Origin of the sequence: Brevibacillus sp. IT-7CA2, assembly GCF_949767855.1 — a bacterium.
Classification (GTDB): domain Bacteria; phylum Bacillota; class Bacilli; order Brevibacillales; family Brevibacillaceae; genus Brevibacillus.
This window is the reverse complement of sequence record NZ_CATKQT010000052.1, coordinates 141,130-166,115: the sequence shown is the minus strand read 5'-3', so window position 1 is coordinate 166,115 and position 24,986 is coordinate 141,130. Positions and strand designations below refer to the sequence as shown.

General features: G+C 48.6%; 23 protein-coding genes. 21 read left to right on the top strand and 2 right to left on the bottom strand.

Going from position 1 to position 24,986, the window contains the following annotated elements; translation table 11 throughout:
* Window positions 1-12: 12 nt before the first annotated feature.
* The 8 genes from ACM6JA_RS26475 to ACM6JA_RS26440 all read left to right on the top strand — a co-directional run bounded on the left by ACM6JA_RS26475 (window position 13) and on the right by ACM6JA_RS26440 (window position 10,487).
* Window positions 13-552, top strand: a complete 540-nt coding sequence (locus ACM6JA_RS26475) for a metallophosphoesterase family protein (RefSeq protein WP_414854924.1) — start codon at window positions 13-15, stop codon at window positions 550-552.
* Window positions 553-677: 125 nt separating this feature from the next.
* A complete protein-coding gene (tig, locus tag ACM6JA_RS26470; RefSeq protein WP_414854772.1) occupies window positions 678-1,970 on the top strand; it encodes a trigger factor in 1,293 nt (430 codons plus the stop codon).
* 131 nt (window positions 1,971-2,101) lie between these two features.
* Window positions 2,102-2,683, top strand: a complete 582-nt coding sequence (gene clpP, locus ACM6JA_RS26465; protein WP_007722241.1) for an ATP-dependent Clp endopeptidase proteolytic subunit ClpP — start codon at window positions 2,102-2,104, stop codon at window positions 2,681-2,683.
* Window positions 2,684-2,703: 20 nt separating this feature from the next.
* Window positions 2,704-3,969 (top strand): ATP-dependent protease ATP-binding subunit ClpX, encoded by a 1,266-nt coding sequence (clpX, locus tag ACM6JA_RS26460; RefSeq protein ID WP_007722243.1) that lies wholly within the window; start codon window positions 2,704-2,706, stop codon window positions 3,967-3,969.
* 197 nt (window positions 3,970-4,166) lie between these two features.
* The gene (gene lonB / locus ACM6JA_RS26455; protein WP_414854770.1) at window positions 4,167-5,864 is read left to right on the top strand and encodes an ATP-dependent protease LonB; all 1,698 of its coding nucleotides are present in this window, start codon (window positions 4,167-4,169) and stop codon (window positions 5,862-5,864) included.
* 247 nt (window positions 5,865-6,111) lie between these two features.
* On the top strand, window positions 6,112-8,451 hold the full coding sequence (gene lon / locus ACM6JA_RS26450) for an endopeptidase La (RefSeq protein ID WP_173618968.1): 2,340 nt from the start codon (window positions 6,112-6,114) through the stop codon (window positions 8,449-8,451).
* Entirely contained in the window at window positions 8,448-9,095 is a 648-nt protein-coding gene (gene yihA / locus ACM6JA_RS26445; protein WP_414854769.1) for a ribosome biogenesis GTP-binding protein YihA/YsxC, read from the top strand. Before lon ends, yihA begins: the two co-directional genes overlap by 4 nt.
* A gap of 39 nt (window positions 9,096-9,134) precedes the next feature.
* On the top strand, window positions 9,135-10,487 hold the full coding sequence (locus tag ACM6JA_RS26440) for a protein O-GlcNAcase (protein WP_414854768.1): 1,353 nt from the start codon (window positions 9,135-9,137) through the stop codon (window positions 10,485-10,487).
* A gap of 48 nt (window positions 10,488-10,535) precedes the next feature.
* On the opposite strand, the gene ACM6JA_RS26435 is transcribed toward ACM6JA_RS26440, so the two are convergent.
* Window positions 10,536-11,477 (bottom strand): DMT family transporter, encoded by a 942-nt coding sequence (locus ACM6JA_RS26435; RefSeq protein ID WP_414854767.1) that lies wholly within the window; start codon window positions 11,475-11,477, stop codon window positions 10,536-10,538.
* Between the two features lie 233 nt (window positions 11,478-11,710).
* Here ACM6JA_RS26435 and hemA point away from each other — a divergent pair, with 233 nt between their 5' ends.
* The 8 genes from hemA to ACM6JA_RS26395 all read left to right on the top strand — a co-directional run bounded on the left by hemA (window position 11,711) and on the right by ACM6JA_RS26395 (window position 19,522).
* Window positions 11,711-13,075, top strand: coding sequence for a glutamyl-tRNA reductase (gene hemA / locus ACM6JA_RS26430; protein WP_414854766.1), 1,365 nt, complete (start codon window positions 11,711-11,713; stop codon window positions 13,073-13,075).
* Between the two features lie 62 nt (window positions 13,076-13,137).
* Entirely contained in the window at window positions 13,138-13,956 is an 819-nt protein-coding gene (locus ACM6JA_RS26425; RefSeq protein WP_007726739.1) for an inner membrane protein YpjD, read from the top strand.
* A 24-nt stretch (window positions 13,957-13,980) separates the two neighbouring features.
* Window positions 13,981-14,910, top strand: coding sequence for a hydroxymethylbilane synthase (gene hemC / locus ACM6JA_RS26420; RefSeq protein ID WP_414854765.1), 930 nt, complete (start codon window positions 13,981-13,983; stop codon window positions 14,908-14,910).
* Window positions 14,907-15,719, top strand: a complete 813-nt coding sequence (locus tag ACM6JA_RS26415; RefSeq protein WP_414854764.1) for a uroporphyrinogen-III synthase — start codon at window positions 14,907-14,909, stop codon at window positions 15,717-15,719. Before hemC ends, ACM6JA_RS26415 begins: the two co-directional genes overlap by 4 nt.
* Window positions 15,703-16,677 carry a porphobilinogen synthase gene (gene hemB / locus ACM6JA_RS26410; RefSeq protein WP_414854763.1) on the top strand — a complete coding sequence of 325 codons (975 nt, stop codon included), beginning with the start codon at window positions 15,703-15,705 and terminating at the stop codon, window positions 16,675-16,677. Before ACM6JA_RS26415 ends, hemB begins: the two co-directional genes overlap by 17 nt.
* A 7-nt stretch (window positions 16,678-16,684) precedes the next feature.
* On the top strand, window positions 16,685-17,974 hold the full coding sequence (hemL, locus tag ACM6JA_RS26405; RefSeq protein WP_414854762.1) for a glutamate-1-semialdehyde 2,1-aminomutase: 1,290 nt from the start codon (window positions 16,685-16,687) through the stop codon (window positions 17,972-17,974).
* Between the two features lie 126 nt (window positions 17,975-18,100).
* Window positions 18,101-18,577, top strand: a complete 477-nt coding sequence (locus ACM6JA_RS26400; RefSeq protein WP_414854761.1) for a GyrI-like domain-containing protein — start codon at window positions 18,101-18,103, stop codon at window positions 18,575-18,577.
* Between the two features lie 135 nt (window positions 18,578-18,712).
* A complete protein-coding gene (locus ACM6JA_RS26395) occupies window positions 18,713-19,522 on the top strand; it encodes a HipA family kinase (protein WP_414854760.1) in 810 nt (269 codons plus the stop codon).
* Here the strand turns inward: ACM6JA_RS26395 and ACM6JA_RS26390 are convergent.
* A complete protein-coding gene (locus ACM6JA_RS26390; RefSeq protein WP_414854759.1) occupies window positions 19,519-20,199 on the bottom strand; it encodes an alpha/beta hydrolase in 681 nt (226 codons plus the stop codon). The two genes, ACM6JA_RS26395 and ACM6JA_RS26390, sit on opposite strands and share 4 nt — an antisense overlap.
* A 111-nt stretch (window positions 20,200-20,310) precedes the next feature.
* Here ACM6JA_RS26390 and ACM6JA_RS26385 point away from each other — a divergent pair, with 111 nt between their 5' ends.
* The 5 genes from ACM6JA_RS26385 (at window position 20,311) to ACM6JA_RS26365 (ending at window position 24,966) form a co-directional block, all read left to right on the top strand.
* Window positions 20,311-21,102 carry an alpha/beta fold hydrolase gene (locus tag ACM6JA_RS26385; RefSeq protein ID WP_414854758.1) on the top strand — a complete coding sequence of 264 codons (792 nt, stop codon included), beginning with the start codon at window positions 20,311-20,313 and terminating at the stop codon, window positions 21,100-21,102.
* An 88-nt stretch (window positions 21,103-21,190) separates the two neighbouring features.
* A complete protein-coding gene (locus ACM6JA_RS26380; RefSeq protein ID WP_414854757.1) occupies window positions 21,191-23,065 on the top strand; it encodes a bifunctional metallophosphatase/5'-nucleotidase in 1,875 nt (624 codons plus the stop codon).
* Window positions 23,066-23,248: 183 nt separating this feature from the next.
* The gene (locus ACM6JA_RS26375; protein ID WP_039961221.1) at window positions 23,249-23,578 is read left to right on the top strand and encodes a PadR family transcriptional regulator; all 330 of its coding nucleotides are present in this window, start codon (window positions 23,249-23,251) and stop codon (window positions 23,576-23,578) included.
* On the top strand, window positions 23,565-24,116 hold the full coding sequence (locus ACM6JA_RS26370; protein ID WP_173618955.1) for an HAAS signaling domain-containing protein: 552 nt from the start codon (window positions 23,565-23,567) through the stop codon (window positions 24,114-24,116). The genes ACM6JA_RS26375 and ACM6JA_RS26370 overlap by 14 nt, the downstream gene beginning before the upstream one ends.
* 1 nt (window position 24,117) lies before the next feature.
* Complete coding sequence (locus tag ACM6JA_RS26365) at window positions 24,118-24,966, top strand: DUF4097 family beta strand repeat-containing protein (RefSeq protein ID WP_414854756.1); 849 nt, start codon at window positions 24,118-24,120, stop codon at window positions 24,964-24,966.
* Window positions 24,967-24,986 lie beyond the last annotated feature (20 nt).

Genomic DNA, 24,986 nt, shown 5'->3' with positions numbered 1-24,986 from the left:
GAGTGAGGCGTGATGGGAATTCTCATCATGAGCGATAGCCACGGCTTGGTTCGGGAAGTAAGCCAGGTCGTCAACCGACATCATGTCGAAAAAATTTTGCATTGTGGCGATTTTTGTGTCGACCATCAGCGCGAGCCGTTTTCCAACATGACGCTTGTCCGAGGCAATTGCGATTCGACACAAGAGGTGCCGACTGAACAAGAGACCGAATGGCGCGAACTTCACATCCTGCAAACGCACGGGCATCTTTTCGAAGTGAAAGGCTCTCTTCTGCGCCTTCATTACCGTGCAGAAGAGGTCGGAGCAAATGTAGTCGTATTCGGTCACTCTCATGTACCTGTCTGTGGCGTAGAGAGAGACATCTTGTTTCTGAATCCGGGTAGCCTGCAAATGCCGCGCGGTTTTCACGTACCGACATATGCTCTTTTAGAAGAGACAGGAACGAGCCCGACAGAAGTTTACATATCCGTGGCGTTTTATGATCATTTAGGCAACCGGGTTTCACAATTGGGAGGGAACTATTCTGTTCGTCGACCAATGAGGTCTTCTTGAAAACTAAAAGATTTGTGCTATACTAGAATGGTTATAATGGCTAGAATATTATCATCCGAGCCTGCGAAGATACCATGGCGCGGCTGGCGATGTTCTGTTGATTCGATTTAGGAGGGGAAGTTTACGTGGCAGCAAATTGGGAAAAGGTAGAGAATAACCAGGGAGTCCTGACGATTGAAGTAGATGCTACGCAAGTAGACGCAGCATTGGATCAAGCGTTTAAAAAAGTGGTTCAAAAAGTTCAGGTTCCAGGATTCCGTAAAGGAAAAGTACCACGCAAAATGTTCGAATCTCGTTTTGGTGTAGAATCTTTGTACCAAGACGCTCTTGACATTCTGCTTCCAACTGCATACGGACAAGCTGTTCGTGAAGCTGGTATCGAGCCAGTAGATCGTCCAGAAGTAGACGTAACGCAAATGGAACAAGGGAAAAACCTGATCTTCAAAGCGACTGTAACTGTGAAGCCTGAAGTGAAGCTGGGCGACTACAAAGGTCTGTCCATCGAAGAAAAAGACTTCTCTGTAACAGACGAGAGCGTTGACGCTGAACTGAAGCGCATGCAAGAGCGTCATGCTGAGCTCGTAGCAGTAGAAGAGGGTGCCGCACAAACAGGCGATATCGCTGTAATCGATTTCGAAGGCTTCCAAGACGGAGTAGCTTTTGAAGGCGGTAAAGCGGAAGATTACTCTCTGGAACTGGGTTCCGGTACTTTCATCGCAGGGTTCGAAGAGCAACTGGCTGGTTTGAACATCGGCGAAGAAAAAGAAATTACCGTAACTTTCCCTGAAGAGTACCACTCTCCTAACCTCGCTGGTAAAGAAGCGGTATTCCAAGTGAAGCTGAACAGCTTGAAGCGCAAAAACCTGCCTACTTTGGATGATGAGTTTGCCAAAGACGTGAGCGAGTTCGACACGCTGGAAGAGCTGAAAGCAGACACCAAGAAAAAACTCGAAGAAAAAACAGCGCAAGAAAAAGATCAATATGTTCGTGAGCAGCTCGTTCTGAAAGCAGCTGAAAGCGCTGAGATCGATCTGCCAGCAGTAATGGTTGAGCATGAATTGGATCAAATGGTAAATGAATTTGGTCAACGTCTGCAATACCAAGGCATGACTCTGGAACTGTACTACCAGTTCTCCGGCATGGATGAGAGCCAACTGCGTGATCAATTGCGTTCAGATGCAACATCCCGCGTTCGCACTTCCTTGACTTTGGAAGCAATCGGCAAAGCAGAAAACATCGAAGCAACAGAAGAAGACGTAAACGCAGAACTGGATAAACTGGCTGGCGTATACGGCCGCCCAGCTGATGAGCTGCGCAAAATCTTCTCTGCACAAGATGGCATGGTTGCTCTGTACCGCGATGTGCAAACTCGCAAAACAGTAGATTTGCTGGTTGCAGAAAGCAAAGTAACAGCATAAGCTTAGAAGAACGCATGATTGGTCAGTGGGCAGGCTAACCCTGACGCTGGCTGTCAAGACCACAAGGCACGAGTGTATCGTGCCTTGTTTTTCCACCATTGACTTTTTTCGGCAAAGGAGGAAAATACATAATGCTAATCCCTATGGTCATCGAGCAAACAAGCAGGGGAGAGCGCTCTTACGATATTTACTCGCGCCTCCTGAAAGACCGGATTATTCTCTTGGGCACCGAGATTGATGATGAAATCGCCAATCTGGTTGTCGCTCAGCTGCTTTTCTTGCAGGCAGAGGATCCGGACAAAGACATATCGCTATACATAAACTCTCCAGGTGGTTCTGTTACAGCAGGAATGGCCATCTATGACACCATGCAGTACATCAAACCGGATGTGTCCACGATTTGTGTGGGCATGGCTGCCAGCATGGGTGCGTTCCTGTTGGCTGCTGGTGCAAAAGGCAAGCGCTTCGCTCTGCCAAATGCCGAAGTAATGATTCACCAACCGCTCGGTGGTGTGCGTGGGCAAGCAGAAGACATCCGCATTCATGCGGAATGGATTATGAAAACGAAGCGCCAGCTGAATGAGATTTTGTCTGAGCGGACAGGTCAGCCTTATGAACGCGTAGAGCAAGATACAGACCGCGACAATTTCATGAGTGCAGAAGAAGCAAAGGCCTACGGATTGATTGACTCTATTATCGAACGCAAAAACTGACCCGTTGTGAGGTGAAGCGCATGTTTAAGTTTAACGACGACAAAGGCCAACTGAAGTGTTCCTTCTGCGGCAAGTCCCAGGAACAGGTGCGCAAGCTGGTAGCTGGTCCTGGTGTTTACATTTGTGACGAATGTATCGAACTGTGCAATGAAATTGTACAGGAAGAACTGGGCACTGAAGAAGAAATCGATATGAAAGAAATTCCAAAGCCAGTGGAAATTCGCAAAATCTTGGACGACTATGTCATCGGTCAAGATATGGCGAAGAAGTCCTTGTCTGTAGCGGTGTACAACCACTACAAACGGATTAATTCCGGGGCGAAGATCGAGGATGTGGAGCTGCAAAAATCCAACATCATGCTGATCGGTCCGACTGGTAGCGGGAAAACGTTGCTCGCGCAAACATTGGCGCGCATTCTGAATGTACCTTTCGCGATTGCGGACGCAACTTCTCTGACAGAAGCAGGCTATGTGGGCGAAGACGTTGAAAACATCTTGCTCAAGCTCATCCAGGCTGCTGACTATGATGTTGAGAAGGCTGAAAAAGGAATCATTTACATTGACGAGATTGATAAGGTAGCCCGTAAATCGGAAAACCCATCCATCACGCGTGATGTATCTGGTGAAGGCGTTCAACAAGCGCTTTTGAAAATTTTGGAGGGTACTGTTGCGAGTGTTCCACCACAAGGCGGACGCAAGCATCCTCACCAAGAGTTCATCCAAATCGACACGTCGAACATTTTGTTCATCTGCGGTGGTGCATTTGATGGCGTCGAGCAGATTATCAAGCGTCGTTTGGGTAAAAAAGTCATCGGTTTCGGTGCAGACTTCGGAGATGGCGTAAAAGGCGATCTGAAAGCCGGAGAATACCTGAAATACATTTTGCCGGAAGACCTGCTGAAATTTGGTCTGATTCCGGAGTTCGTCGGTCGTTTGCCAGTGCTTGCTACCTTGGAGCCGCTGGATGAGGAGACGCTCGTGCGTATCCTGACAGAGCCGAAAAACTCTTTGGTGAAACAGTACCAAAAACTGCTGAGTCTCGACGGTGTTGAGCTGGAGTTCGATAACGGTGCGCTCATGCAAATCGCCAAAGAAGCGATTAAGCGCAACACTGGTGCGCGCGGACTGCGTGCGATTATCGAACAAATCATGCTCGATATGATGTATGAGCTTCCTTCCAGAGAAGACGTCAACAAGTGCGTGATTACCGAAGAAACGGTTCGCGACAAAGTGAAGCCACAACTGTTGACCAAAGAAGGCCAGGAATTGCACGAAGAAACAGCATAAGCATTGTCTACACAAACCATCTCGTGATAAGCGAGGTGGTTTTTTTGTTGTTGGTTTACGTCTACGCTTGCGGGGCAATACTACTTGATATCGTTCAAGAGAAGCTTTACATATGCACAAAACGGTCATGAAGGTGTTCCCTCCTCTTTGGGGAACAGAAGTTGACCGCAAGCGAAGACGCATGGGAGGGACTGCATATGGACTATACGACATTGGTCATTGCTGTCATTGAAGTGGTTGTTGGTATCGTGATCGGCACCTACTTTTGGAACTTGCTGCGAGCGCAGAGAAACACGAAAACCTCAACCGAAAAGGAATCGCGCAAGGATCTTGATTCCATACGTAAAATGAGAATGGTTGCATTGACAGAACCTCTGTCAGAGAGAACGAGACCAGCTACTTTGGAAGAAATTGTAGGACAACAAGATGGGCTTCGTGCGTTGCGTGCCGCTTTGTGTGGTCCCAACCCACAGCATGTCATTATTTATGGACCACCTGGTGTAGGCAAGACCGCAGCGGCTAGGGTCGTGCTGGAAGAAGCAAAGAAAAATCAGCTATCGCCGTTTTCTTCTGATGCCAAGTTTATTGAAATCGATGCGACGATTGCTCGTTTTGATGAACGCGGGATTGCTGACCCGTTAATCGGCTCTGTACATGATCCTATTTATCAAGGGGCTGGCTCGCTTGGGCAGGCGGGGATTCCGCAGCCAAAGCCAGGCGCTGTGACAAAAGCGCACGGTGGCATGCTTTTTCTTGATGAAATAGGGGAACTCCATCCTGTGCAGATGAATAAGTTACTAAAGGTTCTTGAAGACCGCAAAGTCATGCTAGAGAGTGCTTACTACAGCGAGGAAAATAACCAAATTCCTTCGCATATTCATGACGTTTTCAAATACGGTTTACCCGCCGATTTCCGTCTGGTTGGAGCGACGACGAGGTTGCCAGAAGAATTGCCTCCTGCGCTTCGTTCCCGTTGCCTGGAAATCTTTTTCCGCCCATTAAAGGCTGGAGAAATTGGGAGTATCGTGCGTACGGCCGTGCCTAAAATGAATATGAATATAGAAGACAGCGCTGTTTCCGTGATCGAGCGCTATGCGACCAATGGACGCGAAGCGATCAATACGCTGCAAATTGCTGCCGGAATTGCCTTGACGGAAGAACGCCAAGACATCCAGGCTGCCGATGTGGAATGGGTGATGCACAGCAGTCAAAAATCGCCTCGTCCAGAAAAGCAGGTGCATGATACACCGCAGGTGGGATTGGTCAACGGTCTTGCTGTGTACGGTCCGAACATGGGCAGTGTGATGGAGCTTGAAGTGACTGCTTCACCCACCGCTGTTCCTGGTCAAGGTCGAATGGCGATGACAGGAATGGCCGAGGAAGAGGAGATGGGCAGCCGCAACCGGACGATCCGCCGGAAGTCGATGGCAAAAGGATCGATCGAAAACGTTTTGACTGTCCTGAACAGAATGGGCGTCCGCCCGTATGATTACGATCTGCATATCAATTTTCCGGGAGGCATCCCAGTCGATGGGCCTTCTGCGGGCATTACCATTGCCACTGCGATCTACTCGGCGATTTTGAATCAGCCTGTCGATAATTTACTGGCCATGACTGGCGAAGTGAGTATTCATGGGAAGGTAAAGCCAGTTGGGGGTGTAGTCGCGAAGGTAGAGGCCGCCAAACAAGCGGGAGCGACCAGAGTCCTCATTCCACAGGAAAACTGGCAAAGCATTTTTGCCGACATGAAAGGGATCGAAATCATACCAGTGTCCACTGTCACTGAGGTAATCGAGCTAGCTGTACCGCAAGTTGCCATGCAAGAAGACGAGGCGACGGGATTTACTTTGCAAATCCCAGCAGAAGATCTCGCTTCCTCTCCGCTATCACTGTAACAGTCGGGTATGCTCGTGGATTAGACATCGGATTGTGTTTGCGCTACAATGGAAAAAAGCTTCTGCTTGCAAAGAGCCTGAGTCCTTGCCCGGCCTGAAACGAGCTACACAAAAAATGATTGGTATGATCTTTTTTGTCTCGTTTTTTGGGGCCGGGCGGGCGTTTGAAAAACGGCTTTGAGGGCCGTTTTTGTCTGTTATAAGGCTCTTTGTAAGAGGGTAGATCAACAAGGAGAGGTGCATCCGCTTGGGCGAACGTTCCGGTAAACGAGAATTACCGCTTCTCCCGTTGCGAGGATTGCTTGTTTATCCGACAATGGTACTCCATTTGGACGTTGGACGGGAAAAGTCCATCCGCGCATTGGAGCAAGCCATGGTAGACGATAACAAGATTTTGCTTGCGACACAAGAAGAGGTCCATATAGAAGAGCCAGATGCTGAGCAAATCTACAGTATTGGTACCGTTGCGCGTGTGAAACAAATGCTAAAGCTGCCGAATGGGACAATCCGTGTATTGGTAGAAGGCTTGCAACGCGCGAAGATCGAGGAGTATCTTCAACAGGAAGATTATTTCGTCGTGTCGATTACATATTTGCAAGATGAAAAAACAGAGCAAAACGAAGTGGAAGCTTTAATGCGTTCCTTGCTGGGTCACTTTGAGCAGTACATCAAGCTGTCCAAAAAGGTTTCTCCAGAGACGCTAACCTCTGTGCAGGACATTGAGGAACCGGGACGTTTGGCGGATGTGATTGCTTCGCATTTGCCGCTCAAGATGAAGGATAAACAAGAAATTTTGGAGACGACCAACATCAAGGAACGTCTCGAAATTCTTTTGACCATTTTGAACAACGAGCGCGAGGTACTTGAGCTGGAGCGCAAGATCGGCAACCGCGTGAAGAAACAGATGGAGCGCACGCAAAAGGAATATTACCTGCGTGAGCAAATGAAGGCAATCCAAAAAGAGCTGGGCGACAAGGACGGACGCCAAGGCGAAGTAGATGAGCTGCGTGCTCAGCTCGAAAAATCGGATGCTCCTGAGCGGATCAAAACGAAGATCGAGAAGGAGCTCGAGCGTCTGGAGAAGATGCCGGCTACTTCTGCGGAAGGCTCGGTCATCCGTACGTATATCGATACCTTGTTTGCGCTGCCGTGGACGAAAACGACAGAAGATAATCTGGATATTCATCATGCACAGCAAGTTCTCGATGAAGATCATTACGGCTTGGATAAACCGAAGGAGCGCGTTTTGGAGTATTTGGCAGTACAAAAGCTGGTAAACTCCATGCGTGGACCGATCCTTTGTCTGGTAGGCCCTCCGGGTGTCGGAAAAACGTCTCTGGCTCGTTCCGTAGCGCGTGCAATCGGGCGCAATTTCGTTCGCATTTCCTTGGGTGGAGTACGCGACGAAGCAGAGATTCGCGGACACCGCCGCACGTATGTAGGTGCTCTCCCAGGGCGAATCATACAAGGAATGAAGCAAGCTGGTACGATTAATCCTGTCTTTTTGCTGGATGAGATCGACAAGCTCGCGTCTGATTTCCGCGGTGACCCTGCGTCTGCACTGCTCGAAGTACTCGATCCAAACCAAAATGATAAATTCAGTGACCACTATATCGAAGAGACCTATGATTTGACGAACGTCATGTTTATTACGACCGCAAACAGTCTCGATACGATTCCGCGTCCGCTTTTGGACCGGATGGAGGTCATCTCAATTTCCAGCTATACTGAACTGGAGAAGCTGAACATTTTGCGTGATTACCTCTTGCCGAAGCAAATGCAGGATCACGGTCTGGGCAAAGATAAGCTGAAAATGAACGACGATGCGATGCTGAAGCTCGTTCGTCTGTACACGCGAGAAGCGGGTGTTCGCAACCTCAATCGCGAAGCCGCCAACGTATGCCGCAAAGCTGCCAAGCTGATCGTGAGCGGTGAGAAGAAGCGTGTCGTGGTTACGGTTAAGACGTTGGAGACACTCCTTGGCAAACCGCGCTACCGCTATGGACTAGCGGAGAAAAAAGATCAAGTGGGCTCCGTTACGGGTCTGGCTTGGACACAAGCAGGTGGAGATACGCTGAATGTAGAAGTCAGCATTTTGCCTGGAAAAGGAAAGCTCACCCTGACAGGGAAACTGGGTGATGTCATGAAGGAATCAGCGCAGGCTGCATTCAGCTATATTCGCTCCCATGCAGATCAGTGGGGAATTGATCCGTCCTTCCACGAGAAGAACGATATCCACATCCACTTTCCAGAAGGGGCGATTCCAAAAGACGGTCCGTCTGCTGGGATTACTATGGCAACCGCACTCGTATCCGCCCTCACGAAAATCCCTGTGAAAAAAGAAGTGGGGATGACTGGGGAGATTACGTTGCGAGGTCGGGTTCTACCAATTGGCGGGCTGAAAGAAAAGTGCATGTCTGCTCACCGTGCAGGTTTAACCACGATCATTTTGCCAAAAGACAACGAGAAGGATATCGAGGATATCCCGGAGAGCGTACGCGGTGAACTGACATTCTATCCAGTTGATCATTTAGATGAAGTGCTGCGTCACGCGCTAACTAAACAGCCAGTAGGTGACAAAGCATGAAGGTAACATCATCAGAGTTTATTATCAGCGCGGTTGGACCAAAGCAGTATCCGACTGATGGGCTCCATGAGATCGCGCTGGTAGGGCGATCTAACGTAGGAAAATCATCATTGCTCAATAAAATGATGAACCGCAAAGGGCTTGCCCGGATCAGTTCTCGTCCGGGTAAAACCCAGACATTAAACTATTTCCGTGTGAATCAAATGCTCTACTTCGTTGACTTCCCGGGTTATGGGTATGCAAAGGTAGCGAAGACGATCAAGGAACAATGGGGAAAAATGATCGAGGGCTATTTGAAAAATCGGGAAGAGCTTCGCTTCGTTATTCAACTAGTCGATATTCGTCATGCTCCGAGTAAAGACGACGTTGCGATGTACGAATGGTGTAAGCAAATCGGGATCCCTACCGTAGTCGTAGCGACGAAAGGTGATAAAATCGCTCGCGGGCGTTGGCTACAGCATACGAAGATCATTCGTCAAAGCTTGAATTTGCGCGGGGATGATACGATCATCGTATTTTCCTCGGAGACAGGTCAAGGCAAGGATGAACTGTGGGCAGAAATCATGCGTCGTATCCGTGCTGGCGAGGAAATGGCCAGGGAGACGGCTACTAAGGCTGAGGAGACTGCTCCAGCCAATGAGTAATTCTTAGACCCAATTCGTCGTGGGGAAGGGAGCATCTGAGTGAGCGGGAGTGCTTGCTTTGCTGTACGTGGTGTGATTGAAGGCTTCTATGGAACACCTTGGACACATGAAGAGCGGCTGGATATGATCGACTTTTTGCACCGACATGATTACAACGCGTATTTCTACGCCCCAAAAGATGACGAGTATCTGCGGGAACGCTGGATGGAGCCGCTTCCTGCGAAAGCCAATCAACAGTTAGATGAGCTGATCCAGCGGGCTAAGACTCGCAACATGCAGTTTATTTATTGCTTGGGTCCTGGGCTCAGCATGGAATATACGAATCGTCAGCACTTGGAGCTGTTAGGCAGGAAGTATCGGGATTTGTACGATCGCGGTGTGCGTTACTTTGCGCTATTGTTCGATGATATCCCCATGCATCTGTTGCATGAGAAGGATGTAGCCGAGTTTACCCATTTGGCGGAGGCGCATGCCCGTACGACGCTTTATGTGTGGGATTTGATACGCAGCTGGGGCGAACCAGTCAAGCTGGTTGTCTGTCCTACACAATACAACGGGATTGGAAAAGAAGCGTACATCATGTACCTCGGCCAGCATTTGCCGCCAGAAATCGATTTGTTCTGGACGGGACGATTCGTCTGCTCGCCCTACCTGACGGATGGTGATGCCATTCGCTTTCAAGAGCACACGGGTCATCAGCCATTTTATTGGGACAACTACCCGGTGAATGATTTGGCCATGGCGAACGAACTACATATCGGTCCATTGCGTCACCGTGACCCTGACCTGTGGCAATACGCAGCAGGCTATGTGGCGAATGCGATGTCTAGATCAGAATGCTCGAAGATTCCTTTGATTACGACGGCAGCTTATTTGCGAGATCCGATCGGCTACGATCCTGATAGAGTATGGAAACAAGCCGTAGAGGAAGTAGCGGGACAAAAGGATGCAGATGCTTTCTTCACCTTTGCGGATAACGTGCAAAGCTCGTTTTTATGCGAGGTGGAATCGCCGCGATTGTTAGAAGCTATCCTGACCTTCCGCTTTCATTTTTTGCAGGGAGATCGGCAAAAAGCCATTGCTGACTTGACGGCTCTTTTTCAAAAGATGGAGGCTGCGGCAGACAAGCTGTTGGCAGGAATGACGAATCAGAAGCTGGCAGAAGAAACGAGGCCGTGGGTGGAGAAGTTCCATCTATGGTCCAAGGTCGGTCTGTCGGCAGTCGAACTCATTGATCATGGGACAAGAGGGCGACTCCCACAAGCAGCGTATCATTTGCTCCGGCTCAAGCAGTGGCTCAAACGAACGGAGCGTTACCCGCAAGAAGTGTGCGGACCGGTCATGCAGCTTTTTGTGGATGCGGTAATGCTAGAGGTTAAGAAGAGCTCATAAAAAAAGTTCCTTTCCCGCAGGGGAGAAGGAACTTTTTTGCTTTTCGCATTAGGCGGATTCACGACCGTCATTTGGTTTTCTTTGACGGAAACTCCGCAACCATTCCTGAATCGGCAGCTCAGCCAGAATCATTCCGGTGAAAATCAGGAGACATCCGGTCAACTGTCTTCCACTTAATACTTCATGAATAAAGACGTATGAGGTGAGTGCGGCAAATACGGGCTCCAAAGCGAAAATGAGAGCGACCCGCGTCGAGCTGGTTTGTTTTTGCAAGGCGGTCTGCGCGAGAAAGGCCAGTGCTGTGGCGAAAATAGAAGTGATGATCAAACCAAAGGCCACCTCGGGAATGAACAAGATCGCCGGATCAAAAGCACGACTCCAATCCTCAAAGAAAAAGGCGTACAGCCAGCTCATAACACCTACCGTGCCTAATTGTGTAATGGCAAGGGGCAATGCTGCAAAACGAGGTGCGTATTTGCCAGTAGAGACGATTTGCATGGCGAAGCAGATTGCACCGAAGAATACCAGGGCATCACCGAGATTAAAGGAGAACGACTGGTTCTGTGTCAGCAAATACAAGCCGAACGCTGCTAGAATCACGCCGACGATAGCGAAAGGCTTGACACGCTCACGCAAGAGCAAAAACGAGAAGAGCGGCACCAATACGACGGATAAACCAGTGATAAAGCCAGCTTTGGACGGCGATGTATACAAAAGTCCTACGGTCTGAAAGGCGTATCCCAGACAGAGCCAAAAACCGAGGATGACGCCTGCACGAAGCAGTGGCCCTCTCCATTCATAGGTCTGCCCACGATGACGATTGCGGATGAAATAGATGATCAATAAAAATAACGCAGCAATGGTAAAGCGTACGGCGTTAAACGTATTGGGAGGCAGCGATGCGATTGCCTGCTGTACGATCAAAAACGTAGTTCCCCAGATAACTGCGACGAGGAGCAGCGTTATGTCTGCCATCCAAGGTTTTCTCAAAGCTTCTTTCCTCTCCTTTCTGACATTTTCGCAATTTTTCTTCTGTTTTCATGTATAGCCGACATCATAAGGGATTCCCGGAAGGAACGCAAGCGGATTATATAGGATATACGCAAAGTACACTCCGTTAATAAACTTTTCACAATTACTCTTATCCGATTCAGGACATAATGATATAATAATAGTGCATTTTACATATGCCGCTAACAGGTTTGTTATTCTGGGAGGACATTATGGATATTCTTTTGCTGGGTTTAAACTACAAAACAGCTCCTGTCGAAATTCGCGAAAAGTTTACATTCAGCGACGATGGAACAGCACGCGCTCTTCATCTTCTCTCCCAGACGAAGAGTATCGCAGAATGTATCATCCTGGGGACGTGCAACCGGACGGAAATTTACGTCGTTTGCGACCAGGCGAATATTGGCCGAGACTATACTCGCCGTTTTTTGGCTGAATGGTTCGGCGTGGAGAAAGAACAATTTAAGGATCATCTCTATATAAAAGAGAACGAACAGGCAATCGAGCACTTGTTCCGCGTCTCTTCCGGTCTTGATTCGATGGTAATGGGAGAAACACAAATCCTCGGACAAGTCCGGGATGCGTTCCTGTTGGCGCAGGAGCGTCAAACGACAGGGACTGTCTTTAACACCTTATTCAAGCAAGCGATTACGTTCGCCAAGCGTGCCCATACAGAGACAGCGATTGGACAAAATGCGGTTTCTGTTAGCTACGCTGCTGTCGAACTGGGGAAAAAGATCTTCGGTTCCTTCGCAGGGAAGTCTGTTCTGATCGTCGGAGCGGGCAAAATGAGTGAGCTGACCGCTAAGCACCTGCACGCAAATGGATCGGAACGCGTCATGGTAGCGAATCGTACATTGGAGCGAGCGCAGCTTTTGGCAGAAAAGTTCAAGGGTGATTCCTGTACGATGGAGCAGCTGCCAGAGGCACTGCTCACAGCAGACATCGTCATCAGCTCGACCGGAGCGACAGGTTATGTCCTCGGCAAAAAAGAACTGGCTCCGATCATGAAACAAAGGAAGCATCGTCCGTTGTTCATGGTGGATATCGCAGTTCCTCGCGACCTGAATCCTGACTTGCATGATCTTGATAACGTATTTTTATATGATATTGACGATCTCGAAGGCATCGTTGCGAGTAACGTTTCAGAACGTTCTCGTGAAGCGGAACGTCTGGATGTCATGATTCAAGAAGAGATTGTGGCATTCACGACCTGGTACCAGACGCTTGGAGTGGCGCCACTCATCGCTGCACTGCGTGACAAGGCAAACACGATTCAAAGCGAAGCGATGCGAAAAATCGAAAACAAGCTGCCGAACCTGTCTGAGCGGGAGATGCACATCATCCGCAAGACAACCAAGGGCATTGTCAATCAACTATTGCACGATCCGGTCGTGCGTTTAAAAGAAATGGCAGCTACCAAAGATGGGGAAGAAGTGCTGGATATTTTCGAGAAAATGTTTGCGTTGGAGGAGATCCTGGATCGAAAAGAACAGGAAGCAATCTGGGCTAACGATAAAAATAAACAGACATCTTCTTCTCGGGAGCAAGTATTGGCTTCCCGGTTCCCTGACTAAGCTGACCTAACAATCTATCTGCTACTGTTAGAAACCGATTGGGAAAGTGGGGGAGAGAGTACATGGCCGAGGTGAGATGGATCTACGACTTGACGATCTTTCTCTACGCTGCAAGTGTTCTCTTCTATTTTAACGACTTCTTGCAAAGCAACCGGAAAGTCAATCGTCTGGCTTTCGGGTTGCTTGTTGTCGTTTGGGCCTTGCAAACCGCATTTTTTGTCTCGCAAGCAGTCATGAAGGGGTATTTTCCAGTCATTACGCTGTTTGAGACGCTCTTTTTTTATTCATGGGTGCTGGTAGGCTTGTCGCTTACCATTCACTATTTTTTTCGGATTGATTTGCTGGTTTTTTTTACCAATATTATCGGATTCGTCGTGCTCGTCATGTCGATGTTTTTGCCGGAAACGCCGATTGAGGCTGTATCGAGTATCTTGACCTCTGAGCTATTGTTGACACATGTGACACTGGCCATGTTCAGCTACGGGGCGTTCTCGCTCTCCATGATCTTCTCGGCCATGTACTTGCTTCAGCACAAAATGCTCAAGGAAAGACGCTGGTCCCCGTTGCTCAGGCGGTTGCCTAGCCTCGATCAATTGGAAGGCTACGCGTACCGAATGAACATGCTGGGTGTACCGATGCTCTTGCTCTCGATTGTATTAGGGATCATTTGGGGTAAAATGGTTTTGCCGGAGAAATTTCTGCTAGATTCAAAAGTAGTGCTCTCCACGCTGGTTCTTGCGATTTATTCGCTATGGCTGTACCAACGCTATCGGGATACGGTGCAGATGCGCAGACTCGCGCAGTGGAACGTCTTGGCGTTTTTGTTACTGCTTATCAATTTTTTAGGCTTCACTACTTCTACATTTCACGACTGGTGGTAGGGGCTGTTTATCAAGGAGGCTGTCATGGGAAAATGGAATGTGGGAACGCGTCGCAGCAAATTGGCGCTCACCCAAACGAATTGGGTCGTAGATAAACTGAAGGGGTTCGCACCTGAGGCTGATTTTGAATTGCATGAAATCGTGACAAAAGGCGATCGAATCCTCGATGTGACCTTGTCCAAAGTAGGCGGAAAAGGATTGTTTATTAAAGAAATCGAGCAATCCTTGTTCGATAGGGAAACCGATTTTGCAGTACACAGCCTGAAGGATATGCCGGCTGAATTGCCAGAGGGCTTGGTAATCGGCGCGATTCCAAAGCGTGTTGATCCCCGAGATGTCCTGCTTTCCAAGGACGGCAAGACATTGGATGAATTACCACAAGGAGCTTTGGTAGGGACCAGTAGCTTGCGCCGTTCTGCACAAATTCTCGCACATCGCCCTGACATTCAGATCGAATCTCTGCGTGGAAATATTGATACGCGCATACGCAAGCTGGAGGAAGGGAATTTTGATGCGATCATCCTCGCTGCCGCTGGACTTGAACGCGTGAATTTTGAAGGGAACATCTCGCAGTTCCTGCCTGTTGAAATCAGTTTGCCAGCTGTCGGTCAAGGTGCGCTTGCCATCGAGTGTCGTGCAGACGATGAGGAGACACTCGCTCTCTTGAAGCAGTTTGATGACGCACTGACGCGTTTGGCGGTAACGGCAGAGCGCAGCTTCCTGCATAAACTCCAAGGAGGCTGTCAGGTACCGATTGGCGCATATGCGACAATTGGTGAGAACAATGAAATTACTTTGACCGGAATGGTTGGCTCCCCAGATGGGAAGCAAATGTTCAAAAACACGGCGACTGGCCAAGATCCGCTAGCGCTGGGGATTCAAGTGGCGGAAGCCCTTCTGGCGCAGGGAGCGGGAGAGGTACTTGCGCAAGTCTTGCGGGAGAATGAGCAATGATTGTCCACGGATCGCACAAGCCGCTGACTGGCAAGTGCATCATGGTCACGCGGGCGAGAAGTCAAGTTCGCGAGCTCGTTGAACATATCGAGCGGTTGGGTGGAGAAGCGTACGCATTTCCCCTGTTAAAAATGATGCCGCCGACGGACACTGCCAAGCTCGACGAAGCCATCACCCAGTTGCCAACATACGACTGGGTGGTCTTCACGAGTGTGAATGGCGTACACTTCTTTTTGGAGCGTATGCGCGAGCTCGGGATAGGACTCGAAGCGTTCACTGGCAAAATTGCTGCGGTCGGTCCGAAGACGGCCAAGGCGCTTGAGCATCACGGACTCGAAGTAGCTGTCATCCCATCTGATTACGTGGCGGAGGGCTTGCTGTCGAGCTTGTATGATCAACTGCTTCTTGGTCAGCGTGTTCTGCTGCCTCGTGCAGATATTGCCCGCAAGGCACTACCAAAGGAGTTGGCTCGCTTGGGACTTGCTGTGACAGAGGTAGACGTGTATCACACTGTCATTGATGCAGAGCAGGCTCCAGATGCAGTGGAAAAGCTCCAGCAAGGTCTCATCGATATCATCTTGTTTACTAGCTCTTCAACGGTGACGCATTTTATGGCAGCGATGGAGCCTTATGCATCGTTTGACTGGCTCAAGCACGTTCAGATAGCCTGTATCGGACCAATAACGGCCGATACAGCAAAACAAAACGGGCTTTCTGTTCATGTGGTAGCGAGTGAGTACACCGTGGAAGGATTACTAGCAGCTATCATAGAGAATCTGGGAGGGAATCGACATGGCACAAACATTTGACCGTCATCGCCGTCTTCGCAAAAGCGCGGCTATGCGCAATCTGGTGCGGGAGAACCACGTACGGGTGGAAGACTTGATTTATCCGTTGTTCGTAGTGGAAGGAACCGGTATTAAGAATGAGATTCCGTCCATGCCAGGCGTGTATCAGCTCTCCTTGGACACATTGGCCGAAGAGATGAAGGAAATCGTAGCTCTGGGAATACAAGCTGTTTTGATGTTTGGAGTACCAACACATAAAGACGCATGTGGAACAGAGGCGTACAATGATGATGCGATTACCCAGCAGGCGATGCGTCTGATCAAGGAAGCCCATCCGGAAATGCTCGTGATTGCAGATACATGTCTGTGTGAATACACCGATCATGGTCACTGTGGTGTGATTCACGAAGGTGAAGTCGTGAATGACGAAACATTGAAGCTTTTGGGGCAGACCGCTGTTTCCCAAGCAAAAGCTGGCGCAGATATCATTGCTCCTTCCAACATGATGGACGGTTTCGTGATTGCAATCCGTGAAGCTTTGGACGCGGCTGGTTTTGAGCACATTCCGATCATGTCCTATGCGGTGAAATACGCTTCTGCTTTCTACGGGCCGTTCCGCGATGCGGCAGGCTCGACTCCACAATTCGGCGATCGCAAAAGCTATCAAATGGACGCGGCCAATGCACGGGAAGGTCTGCGCGAGGCAGCTTCCGATGTAAAAGAAGGAGCAGACTTCTTGATCGTGAAGCCAGGTCTTGCCTTCATGGACATGATTCTCCGTCTGCGAGAGAACTTCAACCTGCCGATCGTGGCTTACAATGTGAGTGCAGAGTATTCTATGATAAAAGCGGCAGCTCTGAATGGCTGGATCGATGAAGAGCGTATCGTTATGGAAACATTTGTTGGTTTCAAGCGCGCAGGTGCAGATTTGATCATTACGTACCATGCAAAAGATGTTGCAAAATGGCTGGCGAGGTGAGCACGAGATGAATAGAGAAAAATCTACTCAGTTATTTGCAGAAGCACAGCATTACATACCAGGCGGAGTAAACAGTCCGGTTCGTGCCTTTAAGAGTGTCGGAGGCAATCCTGTTTACATCGCAAAAGGAGAAGGCTCCCGCATTTTTGATGTGGATGGAAACAGCTATATTGACTACATCGGCTCGTGGGGTCCATTGATCTTGGGTCATGCGCATCCGCGTGTCCTCGCAGCGATTACGGAAGTAGCTGCGCTTGGAACCAGTTTCGGCGCACCGACTGAGCGGGAAACAGAAATGGCAAAGCTCGTTTGTGAGATCGTGCCGTCTGTAGAAGTCGTGCGCATGGTGAACTCCGGTACAGAGGCGACAATGAGCGCTCTGCGTCTCGCGCGTGGCTATACCAGACGCAACAAAATCATGAAGTTCGAAGGCTGCTACCATGGTCATGCCGACAGTCTGTTGATCAAAGCTGGTTCTGGTGTGGCTACACTCGGACTTCCAGACAGCCCAGGCGTACCAGAAGGAACAGCACACAACACGATTACGGTTCCTTACAATGATCTGGAAAGCGTCAAACTGGCATTTGAATCGTTTGGCGATGATCTGGCAGCAGTCATTGTGGAGCCAATCGGCGGCAACATGGGGGTCGTTCCTCCACAGCCAGGCTTCCTCGAAGGACTGCGTGAAATTACAGAGAAACATGGGACACTGCTGATTTTCGATGAAGTCATGACTGGCTTCCGTGTAGCATTGGGCGGTGCACAAGAGCTGTACGGCATTACCCCGGATTTGACAACGATGGGGAAAGTTATCGGGGGTGGCTTGCCAGTTGGTGCATACGGTGGCAAACGGGAGATCATGCAGCAAGTGGCTCCAGCAGGACCAATCTATCAGGCAGGAACGCTGTCGGGTAATCCTTTGGCAATGGCAGCAGGCTTGACTACCTTGCAAGAGCTCAGCAAACCAGGCGCTTACGAACGCTTGGAGAAAATGTCCGCTCGTTTGGCTGAAGGCTTGGCTGACAATGCCAAGAAGCTGGGCATTCCGTACACGCTCAATCGCGTAGGCTCCATGGTTTGCCTGTTCTTCACAGAGACACCGGTTATCAACTATGAAACAGCGAAAACATCCGATCTGGAGCGTTTCTCCGCGTACTTTAGCTATCTGCTGGAGGAAGGCATCATGATCCCGCCGTCCCAGTTTGAGGGTATGTTCGTTTCCTTGGCACATACTGATGAAGATATCGAACGGACGATTGAAGCAAGCTACAGAGCGATGAAAAAAGCGTTTGAATAAAAGCAACGAAAAGGAGAAAGCACTTCCTCGCTTATTTGGCGGGAGGTGCTTTTTTTGCATTGTTGCAGGATTTTTCCACCGATTGTCAAAATTACGAGGTAAAACGCAGATGAATGAGGTGGAGAGATGGAAGGGACGATTGTTCACGTACCGCAAAAGCATCTGGTTGGTCTTAGCTTCTCTGGTTCTTTTCCCATGCTTGTCGAGTACATGCCAAAGCTGTGGGAGACCTTTTTGAAGCGTCAGGATGAGATTCCTCTCGTGATTTCACCAGATGTTCGTTACGACATTAGCGACGAGAATCGGACGCACCAAATCTATACCGAGTACATTGTGGTGGAAGTAGAGCGTTTTGAGTATATCCCTGAGGGCATGGTGGGTTTCACCATTCCAGCGAAGACATACGCTCGCTTTACTCACACAGGTCCAATGAAACAGGTCCAAAACACGTATCACAGTTTGTTTGGTTGGCTCAACGCAAGCGACCATCAGGTAGATGAGTATGCTCTTCGTATGGAGCGCTACGATCAACGGTACGTTCCTTCTGTACATGAGTCTGCTCGGGTCGAGAACACGTACGAAATTTTTATTCCGCTTCGGTGAAAGAACAGCGAAGCAGCACCTCTAAACAGCCAACACCCTTTAAACCCAAAAGCGGGAGGTGTTGGCTGTTTGGTTTCACCAATTGGAATCCAGACTCGTATACTGTAAAAAAACAGGACAGGGGTGACAAGTGTGGTGAAATTGAAATGGCGTTATCGAAAGCACTTGCGCAAGCGTTACGGTCGGTTGATTTGGAGTGTTCGCAAACGGAAAAATCGGAAAGGATACTTTAAATCGAATGTCTGGGCACATCATCGCACGAGTTATCGTATTCTTGTCGCTAACGAATACATCGCTGCACACTTGGCCAAAAAACTCGGGTTACCCGTTGCAAAAGTATTGCAGGCTCGTGTAAAAGGACCACGAGGGTACATTAAGCGCGGTCTTGTCTCTGTCACAGCCAATGCCAAAAAGGTTATTCCTTGGAAAAAGGCGAAGTCTTACGTAAAGAAAAAACCGCAAAAGTATATCAAGAATGCCAAAAAATTAGCACGTTTGGTTGCTTTCGATGCATGGATTCTTAACCCGGATCGTTCGAATCGCAACTTGATTCTTTACCGGGGAAAATCATGGAAGAAATACAAATGGTATGGCATCGATCACGGCATATCATTGTTTGGCAATCCAGATAAATGGAATCTTCGCAGAGCAAAGAAAAAGTTCTCCTGTAAAAAAGCATACAAATTTTGCTTGCATACCGGGGACAAAAAGAAGCAACGAATTCCCTACGGATTGAGGCGGTTCACGCGGGAAAATCGAAAACAGCTTGACAAGATGGTGAAAAAAATCCAATCTTTGCCTACTTCAGAAATCAAAAAAGCGATCAAAAGGGTACCGAAAGGGTGTTTGAAAAAGTCCGAAAAAAAATTTATCCAAAAAGTGTTGCAATGCAGACGCAAGCAAATGAAAAAAGCGTTGAAGCGGGTATCGAAGCGTTTTGCTTAATTGTCCAGCGACTTGTCCAAAAAACAACCAAGTTCATCCATGATAGACTGCAAGACTTGTAGGGAAAGGTCAACCTGTAGACCGATGTCTAGGGAGTGCATTGCGTTTTGTGGCAGATACCGATGAATATTCGGCTTGGAAGTAATGATTCTTTCGAGAGTAGGCTGATGGTAGTGGGGATCGGCAGTACCTGAGACGAGAAAGACATTTTGCTCCAGCGAAAGCAAGTCTGCCACGACCAAATCCTCCCTCAGCAACGGAGTCAACAGGATCGCAGACGAACGGGAAAAACGAGGTTCCTTGAGCAAAGAACATGCAATCGGAACTGTTCCAAGTGATTTCCCGAGAAAGAAAATACGTTCATACTCCTGCTGATCTAGTACTTGGGAGACAACCGTTTGCATATCCTCGCTGATCCAAGCGCTGCGTTTTGCGAATGAGCTGGTTTCGAAATCAGGGATGTCTTTTCCATACGCAGCGTGCACATGGACGAGATCGATCTGTTTGCTCAAAAAAAGCATGGTAGAATAATACAGATAAGGCCTGTCGAACGAATAGCTGGCTCCGGGAAAGAAAAAACAGACGGAGCGAGATGGCGTCTGATTTGCCTGAATGTGCGTGTACGTCATTTCTCTGCCGTCCTTGACGATCACGGAACCTGTTTTTGGGTATACCATCTACTAGCTACACCTCTTTCATGTTCTTTGGAACAAGGGTTATTTTCCAATCGTAAGGGTCAGCAGCACTTTTTGACAAGAAGTAAACAAACATTAAAGGAGTATGATTCGATGAAAAAGGAAGTCCAACTGAGTAACGGCATCAAAATAGCCTATGTAGAAGAAGGAACGGGGGAGTCGCTTGTTTTGATCCACGGTTTTTGCGGGAGCTCATCTTACTGGCATAAGCTAGTTCCGCTCTTGTCTAAAACGCATCGGGTCATTGCAATCGATTTGCGTGGGCATGGAAACAGCTCGGCGCCTGATGAACCGTATTCGATGGAGCGCTTTGCAGACGATCTGGCTTTGCTTGTAGAGGAGCTTGGTTTAGCGAAGATTCATCTGTTTGGACATTCGCTGGGTGGCTATGTGACCTTGGCATTTGCAAATCAATACGCGGACAAGCTGGCGAGCTTTGGCTTGGTCCATTCGACGCCATATCCGGATGACGACGCTGCCAAAGCCAATCGGGATAAAGGCGCAGACAACATCCGCCAAAATGGCATGGAGCCGTTTATCAAAGCCCTCGTACCGAAGCTGTTCGCACCTTCTCATATCGAGACGATGAGAGAAGAAGTCCAGCTAGCAAAAGAAATCGGCTTTGAGACGAGCCCGGTTGGAGCCGTCCAAACATTAATCGCTATGCGTGATCGAGCGGATCGCAATCATGTGCTGCAAGAAACGACGTTACCTGTGCTATTAGTCGCAGGAACAGAGGACCAGATCATTCCTGCTGAAAAAACTTTTACAGTAGATAAAAATAACGTCGAACAAGTGCTGTTGCCTGATGCTGGGCATATGGGCATGGTTGAATCACCAGAGAAAATGGCTGAAGCCTTCATGAGCTTTCTAAACAGAAAGTAAACAAATATCACACCATAGTCCTAGCAAATTTTGCTATAATGAAAACGTTATCCTATTTATTTATACATAGACGAGAGGGGAAATTATCATGAAAAAGGCACGTCGGATTACGATGACGGCGTTTGCATCTATCGTATTTGCATCGCTGATGTCTTCCTCAGCATTTGCAGCACCATTGCATCCCGTACAGCACACTGACTGGATGGTGAAAAAGGCAATTGTATCAGCGGGTCAAAATGGCGATCTTGCTTTGGATCGTGCCGTGACTCTCGCGGAGGCTACTGTTGTTTTCTCCAAATTGAAAGAGGCAAAACTGGGAGCAGCCGCTAAAGGTGCTCATTGGTCTACTCCTTACTTCGACTGGGCAAAGAGCCAAGGTGCTCTCACACAAGACGACTATAAAAACCCTGCGCAAGCCGTAACGTCTGCCAAGCTGACACAAATGGCTGACAAACTGGGCTACAAAATGAAGCTCGACAACAAAGCGACTGTAACGCGCGGTGAATTTTTCCAAGCATTGGGTGATGCGGCTACCACGCATGTAACGATTGCACACACCAACGATACACATGGTCATATTCAAGAAGACAAGAACCAAAAAGAATTCGGCTTTGCCAAAATCGCAACCTTGCTCAAGGAATGGCGTGCAGAGAACGAAAACTTCTTGCTCTTGGACGCTGGTGATACCTTCCAAGGTACCGTTTTCGTGAACCAATTCAAAGGCGAATCTGTTGTTCCAATCCTCAACAGCCTCGACTACAACGTAATGGCTGCAGGTAACCACGAGTTTGACTTCGGTTATGAGCAATTGCTAAAGCTGCGTGACATGCTCGAGCATCCAGTCATCTCAGCAAACGTGTTCAAGGCAGATGGAAAAGAATTGCTGCCACCTGTTTTCAAAGCAGAGATTGGCGGGAAGAAATTCGCCTTTGTTGGTTTCGTGGCGGAAGACACACCTGTATTGACTCACCCTGACAACGTAAAAGGGCTAACATTCAAAAAACCGGTAGAAGTGGCGAAAGTACTTGTACCTGAGCTGAAAAAAGAAGTAGATCACGTGATTGTTGTTTCCCACATCGGAGTGAACGTAGACCGTGAAATCGCGAAAAACGTTCCTGGCATTGACCTGATTGTTGGTGGTCACTCCCATACACCGCTGAAAGCACCTGAACTCGTAAACGGCACGTACATCGTACAAGACTGGGAGTACGGCAAGTCCCTCGGACGCGCTGACCTCTACTACCTCGGCAAAGAACTGGTAGCATTCAGCGGCGGTTTGAAAGAGTACGATGAAGCAGTTGTAGCTGATCCAGATGTAGATAAGATGGTAAAAGAAATCGTGGGCAAGATCGATACTGTCATGAATGTTGTCATTGCGAAATCCGAAGTGCCACTCGATGGTGACCGTGCACTGGTCCGTACGAAAGAAACAAACGTGGGTAACCTGATCACAGATATCATGCTGGAGCGCACACAGTCCATCAAAGGCTATGAGGCAGATGTAGCACTCGCTAACGGTGGTGGAATCCGTACACAGCTGCCAGCAGGCGATATCACGAAAAAAGGTCTGTACACGCTCCTGCCATTCGAGAACAATACACTGGCAGTCGTAGAAGTAACAGGCGAAGAGCTGAAGAAAGCCCTCGAAAACGGCGTGAGCAAGGTAGAAGAGGGAGCAGGACGTTTCCCGCAAGTGAGCGGCATGAGCTTCACGTACAACCCATCCAAGCCAGCTGGCGAGCGCGTAGTAGAAGTAAAAGTTGGCGACAAGCCGCTTGACCTGACCAAAACGTATAAAGTGGCAACGATCGACTTCCTGGCAGCAGGTGGAGATGGTTACGAATCTTTGAAAAAGCCATTCTTCAACACAGGCTTGTCCATGTACAGCATTGTGGAAGAAGGCTTGATCAAGCGTAAAACTGTCAATCCAAAAGTAGAAGACAGGATTGTTGAAGTAAAATAAGGTTTGACCGGACAGGGGTGGAGAAAAACCTCCCTGTCCATTTTTTACTGTATCGGATAGAATAACCTACCTCTAAAACGCGGTCGCATCTCCTTTACATGCTGCGAGAAAGAGGTTTTGTTATTATGAAGTACCTTGCAATATATAGTAGCCATTTGGTAAGCTTTTACATGGGTGATGTTGATGAACGTACAGTTTAAAAAAGGGGTTCTGGAGCTGTGTGTTCTCGTCTTGACAGCTAAGCAAGACAGATACGGCTACGAACTGGTTGCGAGCATCTCAGAAAAATTCCATATCTCTGAAGGAACGGTTTACCCCTTGCTTCGCCGTTTGACCCAGGAAGGATTTTTTACGACCTATTTGGCGGAATCACAAGAGGGACCCCCACGGAAATATTACCAGCTGACAAATCGCGGTCGTCAATACATGAATGACCTCGTCTTGGAGTGGCGAATATTTAACCGCGGGGTAAATGAGATCATAGAGGGGGGACTCGGATATGACAAGGCGTGAGTTTATGGATGAGTTAAATGCTTTGCTTAGCGCTTTGCCTGATAAAGAACGCTTAGACATCCTTGCCGATTATACAGAGCATTTTCTCTCGGGAATGAAACAAGGGAAGACGGAGTTTGAAATTGCGGAAGGATTGGGAAGTCCGAAGCTAGTGGCACGCGAGCTTTTGGCTGGCTACCGAATTGATCAAGCACAGTCCAACGCATCGGTAGGGAATATGACGAGAGCGATTGTCGCGACGATCAGCTTGGGATTTTTCAATCTCGTCTTTGTTTTGGGGCCATTTTTAGGCTTGATCGGTATACTGATGGGGTTGTATGCGATGACTGCGGCGCTTTTGGTCGCGCCAGTCGGAATATTCTTGGATTACGGGATTCCTGCCCCGTCTCAAGAGCGACTTTTTTTGTTGTTCTCCAGCATGGTTTCCGTAGGATTGGGCGGAATGTTTGCCATCGGCTTGCTACGATTGACGAAATGGCTGTATCGCCAGTTCTTGCGTTATCTCCAGTTCAACGTGAAGATGATCAGGGGGAAATGAGATGCGAAATTTGGGGAAAAGACTCTTTGGAATAAGTCTTCTTTTGTTCATCATCGGTGTATGTGGAATCATCTGGCTCTTTACGAAGCAAGAAAATTTCTCATTTTCGTTAAAACAAGTCAATGAAGAACGCATAATCGAACAAGAGGTAAAAGCGATTGAGTTGCTGACGGAAACGGCTGATGTGGAAATCATGGCAAGCAAGCAACCAAAAGCGAGCGTACGGATGGTCGGGGAAGTATCCGAACAACAGCAGGAGCGACTGGAGTTTCGGAGTGTAGTCTCACCAGATGGTACGCTGCTCGTAGAACTGCGTGAACGCCCTCACGTCAATATGTTTTATCCTCGCAACGGGAAGGTAAAGCTGGAGCTCTTCCTGCCAGAAAAAGTGTATGAGAACGTCCAGCTTGGAACGATGACAGGGGATATCAAGAGCGGAATGCTGCGGGCAAAGAACACGAAAATATCCACCAGCAATGGAGATGTGGACGTGTCGGGCTATGAAGGAGAAGCACTTGACGTCCAGACAGCTACAGGAGATATCAATCTGGCGAATATTCGCTCGGCCGTTGTCATTGAAAGCTCCACAGGCGAGATTGATAAACTGACAATGCCAGAGTTGACCCATGACGTTTCCATTCGAACGGATACCGGGGATATTCGAGTGACAGTAGCCAAGGAGCCTTCTGCAGCACAGCTGGAAGTAACGACAGATACAGGAGGCATTGAAACCACCTGGTCTAACCTTACCTATGAAAAGAACGAGGAATACAAAGTGAAGGCATCGATTGGATCAGGTGGACCCAAAATGACTGTGCGAAGTTCTACCGGGGACGTTCGCATTCAATAGGAGAAGTTTGGAAACACTGA

Bases quoted from the DNA above. Each gene is read 5' to 3' on its own strand.
- ACM6JA_RS26370 (WP_173618955.1), top strand. From the start codon at position 23,565: ATGACAAGGCGTGAGTTTATGGATGAGTTAAATGCTTTGCTTAGCGCT.
- clpP (WP_007722241.1), top strand. From the start codon at position 2,102: ATGCTAATCCCTATGGTCATCGAGCAAACAAGCAGGGGAGAGCGCTCT.
- hemA (WP_414854766.1), top strand. From the start codon at position 11,711: ATGGATATTCTTTTGCTGGGTTTAAACTACAAAACAGCTCCTGTCGAA.
- ACM6JA_RS26400 (WP_414854761.1), top strand. From the start codon at position 18,101: ATGGAAGGGACGATTGTTCACGTACCGCAAAAGCATCTGGTTGGTCTT.
- ACM6JA_RS26475 (WP_414854924.1), top strand. From the start codon at position 13: ATGGGAATTCTCATCATGAGCGATAGCCACGGCTTGGTTCGGGAAGTA.
- ACM6JA_RS26380 (WP_414854757.1), top strand. From the start codon at position 21,191: ATGAAAAAGGCACGTCGGATTACGATGACGGCGTTTGCATCTATCGTA.
- hemC (WP_414854765.1), top strand. From the start codon at position 13,981: ATGGGAAAATGGAATGTGGGAACGCGTCGCAGCAAATTGGCGCTCACC.
- ACM6JA_RS26375 (WP_039961221.1), top strand. From the start codon at position 23,249: ATGAACGTACAGTTTAAAAAAGGGGTTCTGGAGCTGTGTGTTCTCGTC.
- ACM6JA_RS26415 (WP_414854764.1), top strand. From the start codon at position 14,907: ATGATTGTCCACGGATCGCACAAGCCGCTGACTGGCAAGTGCATCATG.
- ACM6JA_RS26365 (WP_414854756.1), top strand. From the start codon at position 24,118: ATGCGAAATTTGGGGAAAAGACTCTTTGGAATAAGTCTTCTTTTGTTC.
- ACM6JA_RS26425 (WP_007726739.1), top strand. From the start codon at position 13,138: ATGGCCGAGGTGAGATGGATCTACGACTTGACGATCTTTCTCTACGCT.
- lonB (WP_414854770.1), top strand. From the start codon at position 4,167: ATGGACTATACGACATTGGTCATTGCTGTCATTGAAGTGGTTGTTGGT.
- hemL (WP_414854762.1), top strand. From the start codon at position 16,685: ATGAATAGAGAAAAATCTACTCAGTTATTTGCAGAAGCACAGCATTAC.
- clpX (WP_007722243.1), top strand. From the start codon at position 2,704: ATGTTTAAGTTTAACGACGACAAAGGCCAACTGAAGTGTTCCTTCTGC.
- ACM6JA_RS26390 (WP_414854759.1), bottom strand. From the start codon at position 20,199: ATGGTATACCCAAAAACAGGTTCCGTGATCGTCAAGGACGGCAGAGAA.
- hemB (WP_414854763.1), top strand. From the start codon at position 15,703: ATGGCACAAACATTTGACCGTCATCGCCGTCTTCGCAAAAGCGCGGCT.
- ACM6JA_RS26385 (WP_414854758.1), top strand. From the start codon at position 20,311: ATGAAAAAGGAAGTCCAACTGAGTAACGGCATCAAAATAGCCTATGTA.
- yihA (WP_414854769.1), top strand. From the start codon at position 8,448: ATGAAGGTAACATCATCAGAGTTTATTATCAGCGCGGTTGGACCAAAG.